Origin of the sequence: Flavobacterium piscisymbiosum, from assembly GCF_020905295.1 — a bacterium.
Taxonomy (GTDB): domain Bacteria; phylum Bacteroidota; class Bacteroidia; order Flavobacteriales; family Flavobacteriaceae; genus Flavobacterium; species Flavobacterium piscisymbiosum.
This window is the reverse complement of the sequence record NZ_JAJJMM010000001.1, coordinates 1,505,866-1,523,783: the sequence shown is the minus strand read 5'-3', so window position 1 is coordinate 1,523,783 and position 17,918 is coordinate 1,505,866. Positions and strand designations below refer to the sequence as shown.

The window sequence follows — 17,918 nt, the reverse complement described above, 5'->3', positions numbered from 1 at the left end:
ACGTAAATTTTACCCTTTAAAAAATATTTTATTTAGAATAAATAAGAATAGCTTGTGTAGTTGATCATCAACAACTAAATTTGCGCTATTAAAATCAATTCTAAATAAAATGAAATATAAATTTACAATTTCTTTTTTGAGCTTTTGTTTTTTTCTATTAGCTGCTACAAGTATATCAGCACAGGAAAAAGCATCTATTAAGGGGCAAATTAGTCTAACAAATAACCAAGCTGCAGATAACGTTTCAGTTGTATTAAAAGGGACCAAAATAGGAACCAATACAGATAGCAACGGTTTTTATGAAATTAAAAACCTTAAACCGGGAAGCTACGTTATTAAAGTTTCGGCTGTTGGACATTCATCAAAAGAAAAAAGTATTTCTCTTAATGCAGGTGATGAAATAGTTGAAGATTTTACCATTAGTTCAAACTCTGAACAATTAGACGAAATTGTAATTAACGGAGGTACTAAAAAAAATCCATTAGCGCGTAAAGAAACACAGCAAGTATCAAGATTACCACTTAAAAATCTTGAAAACCCACAAGTTTATACCACTATTACAAGCGAATTATTAAAAGAGCAGGTAGTTACTAATTTAGATGATGCATTAAAAAATTCACCTGGATTAACACAGCTTTGGGGTTCTACTGGTCGTACAGGAGACGGTGCAGGATATTTCTCTTTAAGAGGATTTGCTGTTCAGCCCACTATGATCAACGGATTACCTGGATTATCAAACGGAAGTTTAGATCCTGCTAACATTGACAAAATCGAAGTTATAAAAGGACCATCAGGAACATTGTTTGGAAGTAGTTTGATTTCTTACGGAGGACTAATCAATGTTACCACTAAAAAACCTTACGATCGTTTTGGAGGAGAAGTTAGTTACACTTCCGGAAGTTATGGTTTAAACAGAGTTACTGCAGATATTAATACTCCATTGGACGAAGAACACAAAGTAAATTTTCGTGTAAATGCCGCTTATCATAATGAGGACAGTTTTCAGGATGCTGGTTTTAAAAAATCATTATTTGTTGCACCGTCATTATCTTATCAGGTAAATGACAGATTATCATTCCTTATCAATACTGAGTTTTTGAGCAGCGAAATGACAAATCCAACCATGTTATTCTTAGACAGAACAACTCCTTTAAGAGCTCATAACATCGAAGAATTGGGTTACGACAACAAACGTTCTTATACTAGTAACGATCTTGTAATAAAAACACCATCATATAGCCTTCAGGGTCAGATGAATTATAAAATTTCAGATCAATGGACTTCACAAACTGCTTTTGCAAGAAGCTCTACAAAATCTCAGGGTTACTATAATTACCTATATGACATAACAAGTACTTTTAGCGGAATTACTGACGGAATTGTTTTTGGAAGATCATTTACAAATAATAATTCAAAAACACTAACAACTGATATTCAACAAAATTTTATTGGAGATTTTAAAATAGGAAAACTAAGAAACAGAATTGTTGCCGGTTTAGATTATTTCAACAGAATGCAAGTTGATAACGGAACAGATTACGAATATTACGAAAGCTTAGTATATGTTGGTAGAGATGACCTAAAAACAGTAAACGAAAATGTATTTAAAATCACAGATCCTACTAAATATATTTTAGACGGAGATAATGGTATTTTATCACAATCACATGCAGATGCTGTTTTATCAGGCAAGGGTGTAAGCAACAGCAAACAAAAGCAGGAAGTTTTTAGTGCTTACGTATCAGATGTTATTAATTTCACTCCTGCCCTTTCTGTAATGGCTAGTTTACGTATCGATCGTTTTATGAATTCAGGCGAAGTAACGACAAAAGATGATGACTTTAATCAAACTACTTTTTCTCCAAAATTTGGTATTGTATACCAGCCAATTATCGACAAAGTTTCGATTTTTGCTAACTATATGGATGGTTTTGTAAACCCATCTCCAGTTACTAATATATTAGCTGACGGAAGCAGACAACCAAGAACTTTTGGTCCTGAACATGCAACTCAAATTGAATTTGGTACCAAATTAAACTTATTCAAAGATAAACTATATGCCACTTTTAGCTATTATGACACAAAAGTAAAAGATATGGTTTATACGGATTATGGTGCAACAACTACAATCAGTTATGAGGATGGTGCTCAAAGAAACAAAGGTTTTGAAGCAGAAATTGTGACTAACCCGGTTGATGGTTTAAACATCGTTTTTGGATACAGCTATAACGATGCGATCTTAACAGCAGGACTTGATGATTTCGTGAATCACAGACCTGAAAGTGCAGGACCACAAAATTTAGCAAACCTTTGGGCAAGTTATAAATTTCTTCAGGGAGACTTAAAAGGTTTTGGTTTAGGTTTTGGAGGTAATTATGCAAGTGATAATAAAATCATGAACAGAACAGTTGCCGGAGTATTTACAATTCCAGAATATACTGTTATGAATTCTTCTATTTTTTACGGAACAGAAAAATACACTTTGACTCTTAAAGTTAACAATATCGCAAACGAAGATATTTATAGCGGATGGTCTACAGTGAGTCCAAGAGATGCAAGAAGCGTAGTGGCCAGTTTCTCTTACAGATTCTAAAAAACAAATAACAAAAACACCTTTTTCTTCTGGAAAAGGTGTTTTTTAAATTCTATAAAATTATGATAACAATAGCAAGTCTCATCGTTTTTTTAGCTTTTTATACTCTTTACTACACTTCGAAAAGAGCTACTTTATCTTATGATTTAGGTTTCGAGAAATGGATGAAAAGCAATCCTAAGCCAACCAAATATATGGGTTTAGGACTTCTATTATTAGCGTACGCACTTTGGCTCTTTACACAATCACTTTGCTGCGGGACTTTAATGTTTCTTATTCAGCTAATGACAATTGGAAGTTTGATTATTATTCTGACTCCATTAAAAAAAATTAGCCCATTCGCTATTATCGCTCTATTTGTAATTGTTGCTTTACTAGAATTTTATTACAACTAACTTATTTCTAACCAAAATATGCCAGCAAATCCAAAATATCTAACCCAATCTAAATGGCAACGATTTGCCAAAATTACAGCTGCTATAATTGGCGGCTATTTTGTTTCAGTCAGTTTTCATTTGGCTTTAGCATCCTGGTTCAACCGTGCTAATATCCTTATGACAATGGCTTTTAGCGGATTCATTCTTTGGGTGGCGCTTATGATAATTGCTTTCCTGGCAAAAAGCGGATTGAAAATCTGGGGGATTTACCTACTCCTTACTCTGATTTTTTCTCTCCTCATTTATCTTGGTCAAACTTACAATCCGATAGCAAAATAACCTATGAACAATCGTAATTATAACATCTATTTTCATACCCATACTGTTAGCGGAATTGTTATCAGTGTAGTGCTATTTGTGATTTTTTTCGCAGGATCTTTTTCTTTTTTCAGAGACGATATCAACAATTGGGAAAGAAATGAATCTACTGCTATTACCAAAGAAATTCAATTAGACTATAATACCGCTTTAAAAAAATTAGACAAGGAATACGTTCTGCACGGAAGAAACGTAACCATTTCTAAAAATAGCAACGAAAGAAGAGTTGCCGTTTATATGGAAGGTACCAAAGATACTTTGGCTCCAGCCAAACAAAAAGAAGGTTCATTTTTCTATCTCGACACTAAAACCTTCAAGACTTTTACTTACGAACAATCGTATTCATTAGGCGAATTTTTGTATCGATTACATTTTCTGGCTCAAATTCCGTATCCGGTGGGTTATTATCTTTCCGGCTTTATTGCTTTATTTTTCTTATTTGCTATTATAACCGGCGTTTTATTGCATTGGAAAAAAATCGTTTCAAACTTTTATATTTTCCGTCCAAAGGAAAAACTAAAGACATTATGGACAGATGCTCATACCGCTTTAGGAATGATTGGTTTACCATTTCAGTTTGTATATGCCGTGACAGGAGCCTTTTTTATGATCAAACTTTTGATTGTTGCTCCCGCTGTAATGACATTGTACAAAGGAGATCAGGATAAATTATATAAAGAACTGGAATACAGCGATCCTGAATATAAATTTGAAAATAAAAAATTAGCTACACCATTTAATATTGATGGTTTAGTAGCAAAAGCCAAAGGTAATTGGAAGGATTTTGAAATTACCCGTGTTTTTATTCAGAATTATGGTGACGCGAATATGCATGTCGTTGTTGAAGGCGAAATGCTAAGTCACAAAAAATTTACAGGAATAGGAAAAGTAATTTACCGAATTGCTGATGGAAAAGAAATCGCAAAGAAAAACCCTGTTACTCAAAACAATTATCTCGATGTTGTAAAAAATGTTTTGTATAAAATACATTTTGGAGACTACGGAGGTTACGCTTTAAGAATCGTAAGTTTCGTTCTGGGAATCATTACTTGTTTTGTTATTATTTCCGGCGTAATGATTTGGTTAGTTGCCAGACAAAAAAATAATTTACCTGAAAAGAAAAGACGTTTCAACGCTGCAGTTGTTCGTATTTATTTGGCAATCTGCCTAAGCATGTATCCTATTACTGCACTTGCATTTATTATTACTAAAATATTTTATCCGCTAAGTCAGAATAATCTTTTTGCGGTTTATTTTGGAGGATGGCTGATTCTGGCAATCTTTTTTATCCTTAAAAAGAATGATGATTTCACTAATAAATTCTGTTTAATTTCAGGGAGTATTTTAGGTTTTTTAATTCCAATTACAAATGGAATCGTATCCGGAAACTGGTTTTGGAATTCGTTTATGCACAATCAGATTCAGGTTTTCTTTATTGATGTTTTCTGGATTGTTTTGGCTTCGCTAACACTTTACGTTGCCTATCATTTAAAACCCAAAAAAGTTTCTTAAAAATTAGCTTAAATAATTTGCCCTCTATTGATTTAGCGTATACTTTTACGCTTTATTCAAAAAAATGGGATTTAAAAAACAAATACGTTTTCTACATAAATGGCTCGGATTAATTTCCGGGCTTATTGTTTTTATTATAAGTGTTACTGGTTGTATTTTTTGTTTTCATGACGAAATAAAAGACATTACCCGAAAAGAATGGCGATTGGTTGAACCTCAAAACAAGCCTTTTGTAATGCCATCGGTTTTACAGGAAAAAGCAAAAGAAATTCTTCCGGATTATAAACAATCAATGGTTTCATTTTACGGAAAAGACAGATCTGCGATTGTTTACACCTATTCTGATACCGAAAACAGATATCTCTACTTTAATCCCTACACAGGAAAATATTTAAAAACCGAAGATCCGGCGACTGATTTTTTTATCATTGTTGAGTACATTCATTTGTATTTGCTTTTGCCGGATTATATCGGGAAACACATTATTGGCGGTGCAACAATTATTTTTATTCTTTTACTGATTTCGGGAATTATCCAATGGTGGCCAAAACGAAGAAGCGATATCAAGCGAAGTTTCACCATAAAATGGTCTGCAAAATGGCGTCGTGTAAATTATGACTGGCACAACACTTCCGGATTTTATATTGCAATTATTGCTGCTATTATTGCCATTACAGGTTTAACTTTTACTTACGAATGGGTTGGAGACGGGATTTATAAAACCTTCAATTTTGGCGGAGATAAAGCTTTAGAAACAAAAGCGCCAGTAATTGACACTACCAAATTTGCTACGAACAAACTTATTGCTGTCGATCGTGCTTTTGTTGAAACTATGAAACTACAACCTGAAGCCGAAATGATTTTTATAACTTATCCTCTGCAAAAAGGAGACTTAATTAATACCGGAGCTTATCCTCATACCTTACGATACGATCATCAAAGCAATTATTACTTTCATCCGGGTGATGGTAAATTAATACAAAGTCAGCCTTTCGATAAAAAGAGTTTAGGCCTGCAAGTTGTCGAAATGAATTACGGAATTCATACCGGACAAATTTTAGATTTACCGGGAAAAATTATTGCTTTCATTATCAGCTTAATTGCGGCGGCTTTGCCTGTAACGGGTTTTGTTATTTGGTACGGACGAAGAAATAAATCCTGTAAAAAAATAAAGGCCTAAAAAAAAAAAAAAACTAACCGCAAAGAACGCAAGTTTTTTATTTATAAGATTTTATGCAAACGCAAAGTTCGCAAAGCTTTATAAATATAGCTTGCGAACTTTGCGTTTGTAATTATAAGATATAAAAACTTACGTTCTTTGCGATTAAAATAATTAGCCAAACACAATATTTAGTGATCCAAAAAAAACCGCTAATTAAAGCGGTTTTCTAAATTATTCGAAATAGTATTAATTTCTATTTGCTAAAGCATTTTTCTGTAAGTTTTTAACTGAAGTCACTTTGCTGTTTTCGTAAGCAACCTCGCAAAGATTTTTTTCATTAAAGAAAATCCATTTTCCAGTTTTCAATCCGTCTGTGTATTCTCCTACGGCAACTTTATTTCCTTTTTCATCATAAGATACCCAAACTCCATCTAATTTACCATCTTTAAAAAAGCCTTCTTGTTGTACCTGACCATTTTCATGGTAATAAGTAGCTTTTACTTTGTTTCCAACAGCTTCTAATTCTGGTTTTATCTCTTGTGCAACTAAAATTCCAGAGAACAATATTGCAACTAAAATTACACACTTTTTCATATTTTGAGGTTTTAATGTTATCAAATCGTTATCAAATATAATTAATTGTTTACATTAAAAAAACTTTTACTTAACAATTTGGTAACATTGAGTAAAAGCTTAACATTGGAAATTTATCTAAAACAAAAAAAACCAGCGCTGAAGCACTGGTTTTACTGGGATTTTATCAAAAATATAAATTTACTATATCGTTATAATTTTCGTAATAAATTACTTCAATAATGAGTCTAATTGCGTTTGAAGTTCTGGAGATGAAGGTCTTGCAGCATCTGCGCTTAAAACATTTCCTTTTGGATCAACAATAATAAATCTCGGAATTCCGGTTACACCATAGCTCGTTACAAACTCAGATTCCCAATCTTTATCGGCGAATAATTGAATTCCGCCTAAACTTTTATCTGTTACAAATTTTTTCCATTTTTCATTGTCTTTCAATTTATCAATTGAAATACTTACGAACTCAATATTTTTTCCATGATATTTTTCCTCTATTTTTTGTAAATACGGAATTTCAGCTCTACAAGGTGCACACCAGGTTGCCCAAAGATCGATGTAAACATATTTTCCTTTTAGATCAGAAAGTTTTGTTTTTCCTCCTTTAAAATTCTCATAATCAAAATCAGGAGAAGGTTTTCCGGTAAATTTATTTGCTTTAGATGCACTTTCATAATTCCTAATAGCAAATTCATTAAAGCGTTCAAAATTACTTTTCATTGCAGTTACAAATTCGGCATCAAAAGATCCTTTCTCTAAACTTTCTTTATCTGTCTTATTCTTAGCCTCTAATATTACTGCAAATTCAGCTGGTTCTTTAGAATAAGCTTCCTCCAATTTTTCATTTCTTAAAGCTTGCTGTGCCAAAAAATTACTTTCTTCAACACCTTTACCTTTATACACAATCGTTTCATCAAATTCTTTGGCATTCATCGTTAGATTAACCTCTGAATTTGGTTTTAGGTACAAACGAGAAGATTCTGTACCGTCAGAAAATACATAAAATCCCTTTGGAGCTTCAAAATTGGCTGCAAAAACCTCTTTTTTATTAATCGGAATAACTTGTTTAAAATTATCCTTGCCCACAATCACTAAAGTATCGCTATTTCTATTGGTAATTTTAGCCGTAAATTTAATTTGATTTTTGGTTTGACCTATAACATTCAAAGCGCTAAAAATCAACAGACCAGTAACAAAAAGTTTATTCATATAAATTAAAGTTTGTTTTTAGTGATTCAAATCTAAAGAAATTACAGCTCTCAAATTTAAGAATTAACAAAATATTTCAAATTATTGAGCATCTAGTGATCACTTTACTACATTAATTTGAATTTTGTGTTTACTTTTGCAGTCTAAAATTTTGATCATGTATAGAAGTCATAATTGTGGCGAGTTAAACGCCTCAAATATTAATACGGAAGTTACACTAGCGGGTTGGGTCCAAAACTCTAATGATAAAGGATTCATAAATTGGGTAAACTTACGAGATCGTTATGGTATTACTCAACTATTATTCGATAAAGGTCGTTCAAATGAAAATGTATTTGAAATGGCTAAAACTTTAGGTCGAGAATTTGTTATTCAGGTAAAAGGAACTGTTATTGAGCGTGAAGCTAAAAACAAAAATCTTCCTACTGGTGACATTGAAATTTTAGTCACTGAAATGACTATTTTAAATGCCGCATTGACACCTCCATTTACAATCGAAGACAAGACTGATGGTGGAGAAGATATCAGAATGAAATATCGTTATTTAGATATTCGTAGAAATCCGGTAAAAAATAGTTTGCTTTTCCGTCACAAAGTGGCAATGGAAGTTCGTAAATATTTATCTGATTTAGATTTCTGCGAAGTTGAAACTCCTTACTTAATCAAATCGACTCCGGAAGGCGCAAGAGATTTCGTTGTACCAAGCCGTATGAACGAAGGACAATTTTATGCTTTGCCACAATCACCACAAACTTTCAAACAATTATTGATGGTGGGCGGAATGGATAAATATTTTCAGATTGTGAAATGTTTCCGTGACGAAGATTTACGTGCAGACCGTCAGCCTGAGTTTACACAAATCGATTGCGAAATGGCATTTGTGGAGCAAGAAGATATTTTGAATGTTTTTGAAGGATTGACAAGACATTTACTAAAAGAAATTAAAGGTATCGAAGTAGATAAATTCCCAAGAATTACCTACGACTATGCCATGAAAACATATGGAAATGACAAACCGGACATTCGTTTTGGAATGGAGTTTGGTGAGTTAAACGAATTTGCACAACATAAAGATTTCCCTGTATTCAACGCTGCAGAATTAGTTGTTGGTATTGCAGTTCCCGGAGCAGGAAATTATACCCGTAAAGAAATTGACGGATTGATTGACTGGGTAAAACGTCCTCAAGTAGGAGCTTCAGGAATGGTGTACGCAAAGTGCAATGACGACGGAACTTTTAAATCATCTGTAGATAAATTTTACGATCAGGACGATTTAGGACAATGGGCAAAAATTACGGGAGCAAAACCTGGCGATATGATTTTTGTACTTTCTGGACCGGCTAATAAAACACGCGCTCAACTTTCTGCACTTCGTATGGAATTAGCAACTCGTTTAGGATTGCGTAAACCAGAAGAATTCGCTCCGTTATGGGTTGTAGATTTCCCGTTATTAGAACTTGACGAAGAAAGCGGACGTTATCATGCAATGCACCACCCATTTACATCTCCAAAACCAGAAGATATGGCTTTATTAGAAACTGAACCTGGAAAAGTTCGTGCTAATGCATATGATATGGTATTAAACGGAAATGAAATTGGAGGAGGATCAATTCGTATTCATGATAAAGCGACTCAACAATTAATGTTTAAATATTTAGGTTTTACCGAAGAAGAAGCAAAAGCACAATTTGGTTTCTTAATGGATGCTTTTCAATTTGGAGCACCGCCACACGGAGGTCTAGCATTTGGTCTTGACAGATTGGTTGCTATTTTAGGAGGTCAGGAAACAATTAGAGATTTTATTGCTTTCCCAAAAAATAATTCAGGACGTGATGTAATGATCGATGCACCTGCTGCAATCGATGATGCTCAATTGAAAGAATTACACATCAAAATTGACACAATATAAATTCTTAGAATTTTTAAATTATATATGGCAGCTAAAATTTAGCTGCCATTTTTTTGATTTTCACCATTTTTTAACTCAAATTTAATAGTGTTTCAAACCAACAATATCAGTAAATACAAGTATTCTCTCACATCTACAAAGTTTTACCAATTGACTTGTGCATAATATAAGAAATTTTTGTAAAACATAAGCTACTTTTTTAACTTTTATTCTTACAATTAATGATTCTTAAATAAATTACTTCCATATCAAAATTGATGCAATATAAATAGCGAAAACACTGTGAATCAATAATTTTTACAAAAAATTAACACCTTATTGTCTTTTGTATGAATTTATATATTACATTTGCTTCATTATAAATTATTATTACAATTACAATGCGTACAGGTACAGTAAAATTTTTCAATGAATCTAAAGGTTATGGATTCATTACAGACGAAGAAACAGGAAAAGATATCTTCGTTCACGCTTCAGGAATTAACGCGGAAGAATTACGCGAAGGTGACCGTGTAAGCTACGAAGAAGAAGAAGGAAGAAAAGGGAAAGTTGCTGCTAAAGTAGCAGTAATCTAAGAAAAATATAGCAATTTATTTTTTTTGCCTCTGAATGGTTAAAAACGTTTCGATTTATTTCGAAGCGTTTTTTTTTGCCCAAATCTTAAAAAAGTCTTAAAATACCGTACTATTATTTATAATGAATAAAAATTACAAATATTCACCCTTTTGTAACACACTTAAATCCTTTTTTAGCTTGTGATTTACAGAGTTGAAAGTTATCTTTGTGGCTTATTCTTTAAGTAAAAAACCTAAGATTATGCAATCTGATCAATACAATTACATTCCTATTTTAATGCAGGCAATTTTAGCAATTGGTTTTGTAGTAGGAACAATTATTATTTCTGGAAAATTAGGACCAAAAAGAACCTCTGAGGTTAAAGATAAAAACTTTGAGTGCGGTATCGAATCTGTTGGTAACGCCCGTGTTCCTTTTTCTGTAAAATACTTCTTAGTTGCCATTTTATTTGTATTGTTCGATGTAGAGGTAATTTTTCTTTACCCTTGGGCAGTAAACTTTAAAGAATTAGGAGTAGAAGGAATGCTAAAGATGATCGTATTTATGTCACTTCTTTTAGTGGGCTTTTTCTACATCATCAAGAAAAAAGCATTAGAGTGGGAATAACACGATTTTAAATTTTAGATTGATGATTTTAGATTTAAGAATTAGCAAATGCCTGAGCTTAAATAAAAACCACAATTTAAAATTTGATTTCTTCGGATTAATATACTGATTTAAAAAATTGATTTTAATTTTTATGATTTCTCAAATCTAAAATCTAAAATCAGAAATCTAAAATAAAAATGAGCGATTCAAAAGTAAATATGGTAGCCCCTCCTGAAGGTGTTGTTGGTGAAGGTTTCTTCGCTACAAAACTAAATGACGTTGTGGGTATGGCACGCGCGAATTCTCTTTGGCCATTGCCTTTTGCAACTTCTTGTTGCGGAATCGAGTTTATGGCAACAATGGCTTCACACTACGATTTAGCACGTTTTGGATCTGAGCGTGTGAGTTTTTCTCCTCGTCAGGCAGACATGTTATTAGTAATGGGAACTATTTCTAAAAAAATGGCCCCTATTTTAAGACAAGTTTACGAACAAATGGCAGAACCTCGCTGGGTAATTGCCGTTGGAGCCTGTGCTTCATCAGGTGGTATTTTTGACACCTATTCAGTTTTACAAGGAATTGATAAAGTAATACCTGTTGACGTTTACGTACCAGGATGCCCACCAAGACCAGAACAAATTGTTGATGGAGTTATGAAACTTCAAGAATTGGTAAGAAGCGAATCTGTTAGACGCAGAAGCTCTCCGGAATACCAAGAATTACTAGCTTCATATAATATCTCATAAGATGGCTTTAGAAAACACCCTGATACAAAATAAACTTACAGAAACATTTGATAAAAGTGTTTTTAACTTTCACGAAGAGAGAGATGTTTTCTCACTGGAAACTTCTGCTGATAAGATCACAGCTTTAATTCTTTTTTTGAAAAACGATTCTGATCTGCGTTTCCACTTTTTAACCGATTTATGCGGAGTTCACTATCCGGATAACGAAACAGATCGTCAGTTTGCCATAGTATATCATTTACACAACTGGTACGAAAACAAACGAATTAGAATTAAAGTATTCTTAAACGGTGAAAAACCAGAAATTAAAACCATTTCAAATATTTTCTTAAGTTCAAACTGGATGGAAAGAGAAACATACGACTTTTACGGAGTAAACTTTATTGGACACCCGCAATTGAAACGTATTTTGAATATGGATGAAATGGTGTCTTTCCCAATGCGAAAAGAATTCCCAATGGAAGACAGCGGAAGAACTGATAAAGATGACAGATTCTTTGGAAGAACAACAACAAATTGCTAAAAATAAATAATTCAACATTATAAAATGTCAGAACTATTATTACCACCAGAGCATCGTTATGCTAAAATAGTTAAGGATAAACTAAACGAAGACGGAAGCGAGCTTTCGGTACTGAATTTAGGCCCAACACACCCAGCCACTCACGGTATTTTTCAAAATATCCTGTTGATGGACGGTGAGAGAATTCTTGAAGCTGAACCAACTATTGGTTACATTCACAGAGCTTTTGAGAAAATCGCCGAAAATCGTCCTTTTTATCAAATCACACCTCTTACGGACCGTATGAACTATTGCTCCTCTCCTATCAATAATATGGGATGGTGGATGACTCTGGAGAAATTACTAAATATTGAAGTTCCTAAACGCGCTCAGTATTTAAGAGTTATCGTAATGGAGTTGGCTCGTATTACGGATCACTTAATTTGTAACTCAATCTTAGGTGTTGATACTGGTGCTTATACTGGTTTCTTATATGTTTTTCAATTTAGAGAAAAAGTTTACGAGATTTACGAAGAAATTTGTGGTGCTCGTTTAACAACAAATATGGGAAGAATTGGTGGTTTCGAAAGAGATTGGTCACCAGAAGCTTTCCGCAAACTAGATGTGTTTTTAAAAGAATTTCCTGTCGCTTGGCAAGAATTTGAAAACCTATTCGAAAGAAACAGAATTTTCCTTGACAGAACCGTAGACGTAGGTGCAATCTCCGCAGAGCAAGCAATGGCTTACGGATTTACAGGTCCTAACTTACGTGCTGCCGGAGTTGATTATGACGTACGCGTAGCACACCCTTACTCCTCTTACGAAGATTTCGATTTTATTGTTCCTGTTGGAAAATCAGGAGATACTTACGATCGTTTCTGTGTTCGTAATGCAGAAGTTCGTGAAAGTTTAAGCATTATTCGTCAGGCTTTGGACAAAATGCCAGCCGGAAACGAATATCATGCAGAAGTTCCTGATTACTACCTTCCTCCAAAAGAAGATGTTTATACTTCTATGGAATCTCTAATTTATCACTTTAAAATTGTAATGGGAGAAGTTCCTGTACCAGTTGCAGAAATTTATCACGCAGTTGAAGGCGGAAACGGAGAATTAGGATTTTATTTAGTTACCGACGGAAGCAGAACTCCATATAGATTACATTTTAGAAGACCTTGTTTTATTTATTACCAGGCATATCCTGAAATGATTAAAGGTTCTTTACTTTCTGATGCAATTGTTATTCTATCAAGTTTAAATGTTATTGCCGGAGAATTAGATGCGTAAAAAATTTTAGATTGAAGATTATAGATTTTAGATGGCATATAGCAAATTTTAGAATTTAGGTTGAAATCTAAACTTATATAGAATTGAAGAATTCAGATTGAAAAATCTAAAACTAAAAAAAGATTGTAGAATATAGATTTAAAGACAACAGATTGAAAAATCTAAAATCAGAAATCTAAAATCTAAAATTATAAGATTGCAGAATATGGATTACGGACAAAGATTGGAAAAATCTAAAATCTAAAATCTAAAATCTAAAATTAAGAATGGAAAGAAAACATTACAAACAAGAAATAAATATGACCGAAGCATTGATCACCCGTATCAATGAATTAATCAGTCATTATCCTGAAGGCAAACAAAAATCAGCGTTGTTGCCTGTTTTGCACGAAGTGCAGGATGCGCATAACAACTGGCTTAGCATTGAATTGCAAGATAAAGTTGCCGAAATTCTTCAGATAAAACCAATTGAAGTTTATGAAGTGGTTACTTTTTATACCATGTTCAACCAAAAACCAATTGGAAAATACATGTTCGAGTTTTGCCAGACTTCTTGTTGTTGTTTAAATGGTGCCGAGAATTTAATGGATTATACTTCTGAGAAACTAGGCATTAAAATGGGAGAAACAACTCCAGACGGAATGTTTACCATTGCCGGCGTAGAATGTTTAGGTGCCTGCGGATATGCTCCAATGTTACAATTAGGCGATTTCTACAAAGAAAAATTGACAGAAGATAAGATTGATCAGTTAATCGCTGATTGTAAAGATGATAAAATAATATTACACGATAAATAAGATGTCACAAAAAATATTATTAGATAAAATCAATATTCCAGGAATTAAAACCTACGAAGTATATCGCCAAAATGGTGGTTATGCTTCTGTAGAAAAAGCCCTAAAAACCCTTACACCGGATGAAGTTACTGAAGAAGTAAAAAAATCAGGTCTTCGTGGTCGTGGAGGTGCAGGTTTCCCTGCCGGAATGAAATGGAGTTTTATTGATAAAAAATCTGGAAAACCAAGACACTTAGTTTGCAACGCCGACGAGTCTGAACCGGGAACTTTTAAAGATCGTTATTTGATGGAATTTATTCCTCACTTATTGATCGAAGGAATGATTACCTCAAGTTTTGCCTTAGGCGCTAACCTTTCATATATCTACATTCGTGGAGAATATATGTGGGTTTTCAAAATATTAGAAAGAGCAATCGCCGAAGCTAAAGCTGCCGGTTGGTTAGGAAAAAATATATTAGGTACAGGTTACGATTTAGAGTTATATGTTCACTGTGGAGCTGGTGCTTATATTTGCGGAGAAGAAACTGCACTTATCGAGTCACTGGAAGGTAAAAGAGGAAATCCTCGTATTAAACCACCTTTCCCTGCAGTTTCTGGACTTTGGGCAAACCCAACAGTGGTAAACAATGTTGAAACGATTGCTACTGTGCCGTGGATTATCAACAATTCTGGTGATGATTATGCTAAAATTGGTATTGGTCGTTCAACAGGAACTAAATTAATCTCAGCTTCAGGACACATCAAAAATCCTGGAGTTTATGAAATTGAATTAGGATTAAGCGTTGACGAATTCATGAATTCTGACGAATATTTAGGAGGAATGTCTTCCAGCCGACCTTTGAAAGCATTTGTACCAGGAGGATCTTCAGTGCCAATTTTACCAGCTGAATTAATTTTTAAAACAGCAAACGGAGAAGACCGATTAATGTCTTACGAATCTTTGAGTGATGGTGGTTTTGCTACCGGATCTATGTTAGGTTCAGGAGGATTTATCGTTTACAATGACACTGCTTGTGTTGTAAGAAACACCTGGAATTTTTCTCGTTTCTATCACCACGAATCTTGCGGACAATGTACACCTTGTCGTGAAGGTACAGGATGGTTAGAAAAAATATTATGGAGAATTGAAAACGGTGAGGGCCGTGAAGAGGATATCGAATTATTGTGGAGCATTCAAAGTAAAATTGAGGGTAACACGATTTGCCCACTTGGAGATGCAGCAGCATGGCCAGTAGCAGCAGCGATTCGTCACTTTAGAGACGAGTTTGAATATCACGTTCGTTTCCCTGAAAAAATAAAAAACAGAGATCACTTTGTTGCTGAACCTTTTTCGCAAGTAAAACATTTAGTAGGCAAACAAACAGTTTAAAAATAGTTTCAAGTTTCATGTTTTTTTAGTTTCAAGTACAAACCTGAAACTTTAAATCTGAAACTAAAAAAACAAAACAAAGATGAAAGTAACCATAGACGGTCAAAGTATAGACGTAGAGCCAGGAACAACAATCCTGCAGGCTGCACGTATGATTGGTGGAGATTTGGTTCCGCCAGCCATGTGCTATTACTCAAAATTAAAAGGCAGCGGCGGAAAATGTCGTTGTTGTTTAGTTGAAGTTTCTAAAGGAAGTGAAGCTGACCCAAGACCAATGCCAAAATTAATGGCATCTTGTGTAACAGGATGTATGGACGGAATGGAAGTAAACAGTAAATCTTCGGCACGTGTAACCGAGGCCCGTAAATCTGTAACTGAATTTTTATTGATCAATCACCCGTTAGATTGTCCTATTTGTGATCAGGCAGGTGAATGTGATCTTCAAAACTTAAGTTTCGAACACGGAAATCCTAAGTCCCGTTTTATTGAAGAAAAAAGAACATTTGAGCCAGAAGATATTGGCCCACATATTCAACTACATATGAACCGTTGTATTTTATGCCAAAGATGTGTACAAGTTGCAGATCAATTGACAGACAACAGAGTTCACGGAGTATTAGATCGTGGAGATCACGCTAATATTTCTACCGGAATTTCTAAAGCGATCGACAATGAGTTTTCTGGAAACATGATCGACGTTTGTCCGGTTGGAGCTTTAACAGATAAAACTTTCCGTTTTAAATCAAGAGTTTGGTTCAACAAACCTTTCAATGCGCACAGAGAATGTACAACTCCGGGATGTTGTGGTAAAACTACCGTATGGATGTTTGGAGGAGAAATTCAACGTGTTACTGGTCGTAAAGACGAGTATCATGAAGTAGAGGAATTCATTTGCAACAGCTGTCGTTTTGATCATAAAAACGTGAATGACTGGGTTATTGAAGGACCAAGAGAATTTGAAAAAGATTCTGTTATCAACCAAAATAATTACACTCAAAAATTAGAGAAAGTTGAAATTGATACTGAAAAGAATATTCTTTTAGGTAGAGATGCCGATCGTAAAAAAATTAGTATGGCCGCAATTCCATTAACAACTAACGATAAAAAATCTTAAGAAATGGAAAGTGCATTTATTATAGAAAAAAGTGTTGTTATTATTGTAGTTTTTGCGATAACTATGATCATGGCAATGTACTCTACCTGGGCTGAACGTAAAGTTGCAGCTTTTTTACAAGATCGTGTGGGACCTAACCGTGCAGGATGGGGTGGTTTGTTACAGCCTCTTGCAGATGGTATGAAATTATTCTCGAAAGAAGAGTTTTTCCCAAATACACCAAACAAATTTTTATTTGTTGTAGGACCTGCAATTGCCATGAGTACGGCTTTAATGACTAGCGCTGTTATTCCATGGGGAGACAAATTGCATGTTTTTGGCCGCGATGTAGTTTTACAGGCAACTGACATCAATATTGGTATATTATACATTTTTGGGGTACTTTCAGTAGGGGTTTACGGCATCATGATTGGTGGATGGGCTTCGAACAATAAATTCTCATTAATGGGAGCTATTCGTGCAGCATCACAAATGGTTTCGTATGAAGTTGCTATGGGATTATCGATAATTGCATTATTGATGATGACTGGAACTTTAAGTTTAAAAACGATCTCTGAGCAACAAGCCGGAATGAACTGGAATGTGTTTTATCAGCCTTTATCATTCTTAATCTTCCTGATTTGCTCTTTTGCAGAAACGAACAGAACTCCTTTTGACTTAGCAGAATGTGAAAACGAATTAATTGGAGGTTACCATACAGAATATTCATCGATGAAAATGGGATTCTATTTATTTGCTGAATATGCGAGTATGTTTATCTCTGCTACAATTATTTCTGTTTTGTTCTTTGGTGGATACAATTACCCTGGAATGCAGTGGATGGTAGAAAATGTAGGTGTAAATACTGCTAATTTACTTGGAATTGCAGCATTGTTTGCAAAATTATGTTTCTTCATATTTTTCTATATGTGGGTACGTTGGACAATTCCGAGATTTAGATATGACCAATTAATGAATCTGGGCTGGAAAATTTTAATTCCGCTTTCGATCATTAATATCATGATTACAGGTGTTGTTATATTAAGACACGATATTGCAGCCGCTTTAGGATTCTAAGAACCGTAATGCCTAGCCCCGATAGAAGCGGCATCCTTTTATTTTTTTTCTTTAGAAAAAATAAAAGATATAGCGGATAGCGGGATTAGCTTCAAATAATAATAAAATAGATTTGATTTGTTTCGTACAAATAGTAAATCGTAAATCATACATTAAAA

17 protein-coding genes are annotated in these 17,918 nt (G+C 34.0%); 15 read left to right on the top strand and 2 right to left on the bottom strand.

Annotation, left to right across the window (positions count from 1 at the left end; all coding sequences use genetic code 11):
• Nucleotides 1–109: 109 nt before the first annotated feature.
• The 5 genes from LNP81_RS06870 (at nucleotide 110) to LNP81_RS06850 (ending at nucleotide 6,040) form a co-directional block, all read left to right on the top strand.
• A complete protein-coding gene (locus tag LNP81_RS06870; protein ID WP_230034479.1) occupies nucleotides 110–2,593 on the top strand; it encodes a TonB-dependent receptor in 2,484 nt (827 codons plus the stop codon).
• A gap of 62 nt (nucleotides 2,594–2,655) precedes the next feature.
• Nucleotides 2,656–2,988 (top strand): hypothetical protein, encoded by a 333-nt coding sequence (locus LNP81_RS06865; protein ID WP_230034477.1) that lies wholly within the window; start codon nucleotides 2,656–2,658, stop codon nucleotides 2,986–2,988.
• A gap of 18 nt (nucleotides 2,989–3,006) precedes the next feature.
• Complete coding sequence (locus tag LNP81_RS06860) at nucleotides 3,007–3,309, top strand: hypothetical protein (RefSeq protein ID WP_230034475.1); 303 nt, start codon at nucleotides 3,007–3,009, stop codon at nucleotides 3,307–3,309.
• 3 nt (nucleotides 3,310–3,312) lie between these two features.
• Nucleotides 3,313–4,860, top strand: a complete 1,548-nt coding sequence (locus tag LNP81_RS06855) for a PepSY-associated TM helix domain-containing protein (RefSeq protein WP_230034473.1) — start codon at nucleotides 3,313–3,315, stop codon at nucleotides 4,858–4,860.
• 64 nt (nucleotides 4,861–4,924) lie between these two features.
• Nucleotides 4,925–6,040, top strand: a complete 1,116-nt coding sequence (locus LNP81_RS06850) for a PepSY-associated TM helix domain-containing protein (RefSeq protein WP_230034471.1) — start codon at nucleotides 4,925–4,927, stop codon at nucleotides 6,038–6,040.
• Nucleotides 6,041–6,268: 228 nt separating this feature from the next.
• On the opposite strand, the gene LNP81_RS06845 is transcribed toward LNP81_RS06850, so the two are convergent.
• Together LNP81_RS06845 and LNP81_RS06840 are read right to left on the bottom strand one after the other, a co-directional pair.
• Nucleotides 6,269–6,616 carry a toxin-antitoxin system YwqK family antitoxin gene (locus LNP81_RS06845; protein WP_230034469.1) on the bottom strand — a complete coding sequence of 116 codons (348 nt, stop codon included), beginning with the start codon at nucleotides 6,614–6,616 and terminating at the stop codon, nucleotides 6,269–6,271.
• 210 nt (nucleotides 6,617–6,826) lie between these two features.
• On the bottom strand, nucleotides 6,827–7,819 hold the full coding sequence (locus tag LNP81_RS06840) for a TlpA family protein disulfide reductase (protein WP_230034468.1): 993 nt from the start codon (nucleotides 7,817–7,819) through the stop codon (nucleotides 6,827–6,829).
• 157 nt (nucleotides 7,820–7,976) lie between these two features.
• Here LNP81_RS06840 and aspS point away from each other — a divergent pair, with 157 nt between their 5' ends.
• The 10 genes from aspS (at nucleotide 7,977) to nuoH (ending at nucleotide 17,760) form a co-directional block, all read left to right on the top strand.
• A complete protein-coding gene (gene aspS / locus LNP81_RS06835; RefSeq protein WP_230034467.1) occupies nucleotides 7,977–9,728 on the top strand; it encodes an aspartate--tRNA ligase in 1,752 nt (583 codons plus the stop codon).
• A 380-nt stretch (nucleotides 9,729–10,108) separates the two neighbouring features.
• Nucleotides 10,109–10,303, top strand: coding sequence for a cold-shock protein (locus tag LNP81_RS06830; protein ID WP_007137066.1), 195 nt, complete (start codon nucleotides 10,109–10,111; stop codon nucleotides 10,301–10,303).
• Between the two features lie 241 nt (nucleotides 10,304–10,544).
• Nucleotides 10,545–10,910 carry an NADH-quinone oxidoreductase subunit A gene (locus LNP81_RS06825; protein WP_230034466.1) on the top strand — a complete coding sequence of 122 codons (366 nt, stop codon included), beginning with the start codon at nucleotides 10,545–10,547 and terminating at the stop codon, nucleotides 10,908–10,910.
• 179 nt (nucleotides 10,911–11,089) lie between these two features.
• The gene (locus tag LNP81_RS06820; protein ID WP_072955467.1) at nucleotides 11,090–11,638 is read left to right on the top strand and encodes an NADH-quinone oxidoreductase subunit B; all 549 of its coding nucleotides are present in this window, start codon (nucleotides 11,090–11,092) and stop codon (nucleotides 11,636–11,638) included.
• Nucleotide 11,639: 1 nt separating this feature from the next.
• Nucleotides 11,640–12,161: an NADH-quinone oxidoreductase subunit C gene (locus LNP81_RS06815; protein ID WP_230034465.1), complete on the top strand. Its 522-nt coding sequence runs from the start codon at nucleotides 11,640–11,642 to the stop codon at nucleotides 12,159–12,161.
• A 24-nt stretch (nucleotides 12,162–12,185) separates the two neighbouring features.
• The gene (locus LNP81_RS06810; protein WP_230034464.1) at nucleotides 12,186–13,424 is read left to right on the top strand and encodes an NADH-quinone oxidoreductase subunit D; all 1,239 of its coding nucleotides are present in this window, start codon (nucleotides 12,186–12,188) and stop codon (nucleotides 13,422–13,424) included.
• Nucleotides 13,425–13,690: 266 nt separating this feature from the next.
• Nucleotides 13,691–14,221, top strand: coding sequence for a complex I 24 kDa subunit family protein (locus tag LNP81_RS06805; protein WP_173969066.1), 531 nt, complete (start codon nucleotides 13,691–13,693; stop codon nucleotides 14,219–14,221).
• A 1-nt stretch (nucleotide 14,222) separates the two neighbouring features.
• A complete protein-coding gene (nuoF, locus tag LNP81_RS06800) occupies nucleotides 14,223–15,590 on the top strand; it encodes an NADH-quinone oxidoreductase subunit NuoF (RefSeq protein WP_230034463.1) in 1,368 nt (455 codons plus the stop codon).
• A gap of 82 nt (nucleotides 15,591–15,672) precedes the next feature.
• Nucleotides 15,673–16,704 (top strand): NADH-quinone oxidoreductase subunit G, encoded by a 1,032-nt coding sequence (locus LNP81_RS06795; RefSeq protein ID WP_194615175.1) that lies wholly within the window; start codon nucleotides 15,673–15,675, stop codon nucleotides 16,702–16,704.
• Between the two features lie 3 nt (nucleotides 16,705–16,707).
• Nucleotides 16,708–17,760 carry an NADH-quinone oxidoreductase subunit NuoH gene (gene nuoH, locus LNP81_RS06790; RefSeq protein WP_230034461.1) on the top strand — a complete coding sequence of 351 codons (1,053 nt, stop codon included), beginning with the start codon at nucleotides 16,708–16,710 and terminating at the stop codon, nucleotides 17,758–17,760.
• The last annotated feature ends 158 nt before the right edge of the window (nucleotides 17,761–17,918 follow it).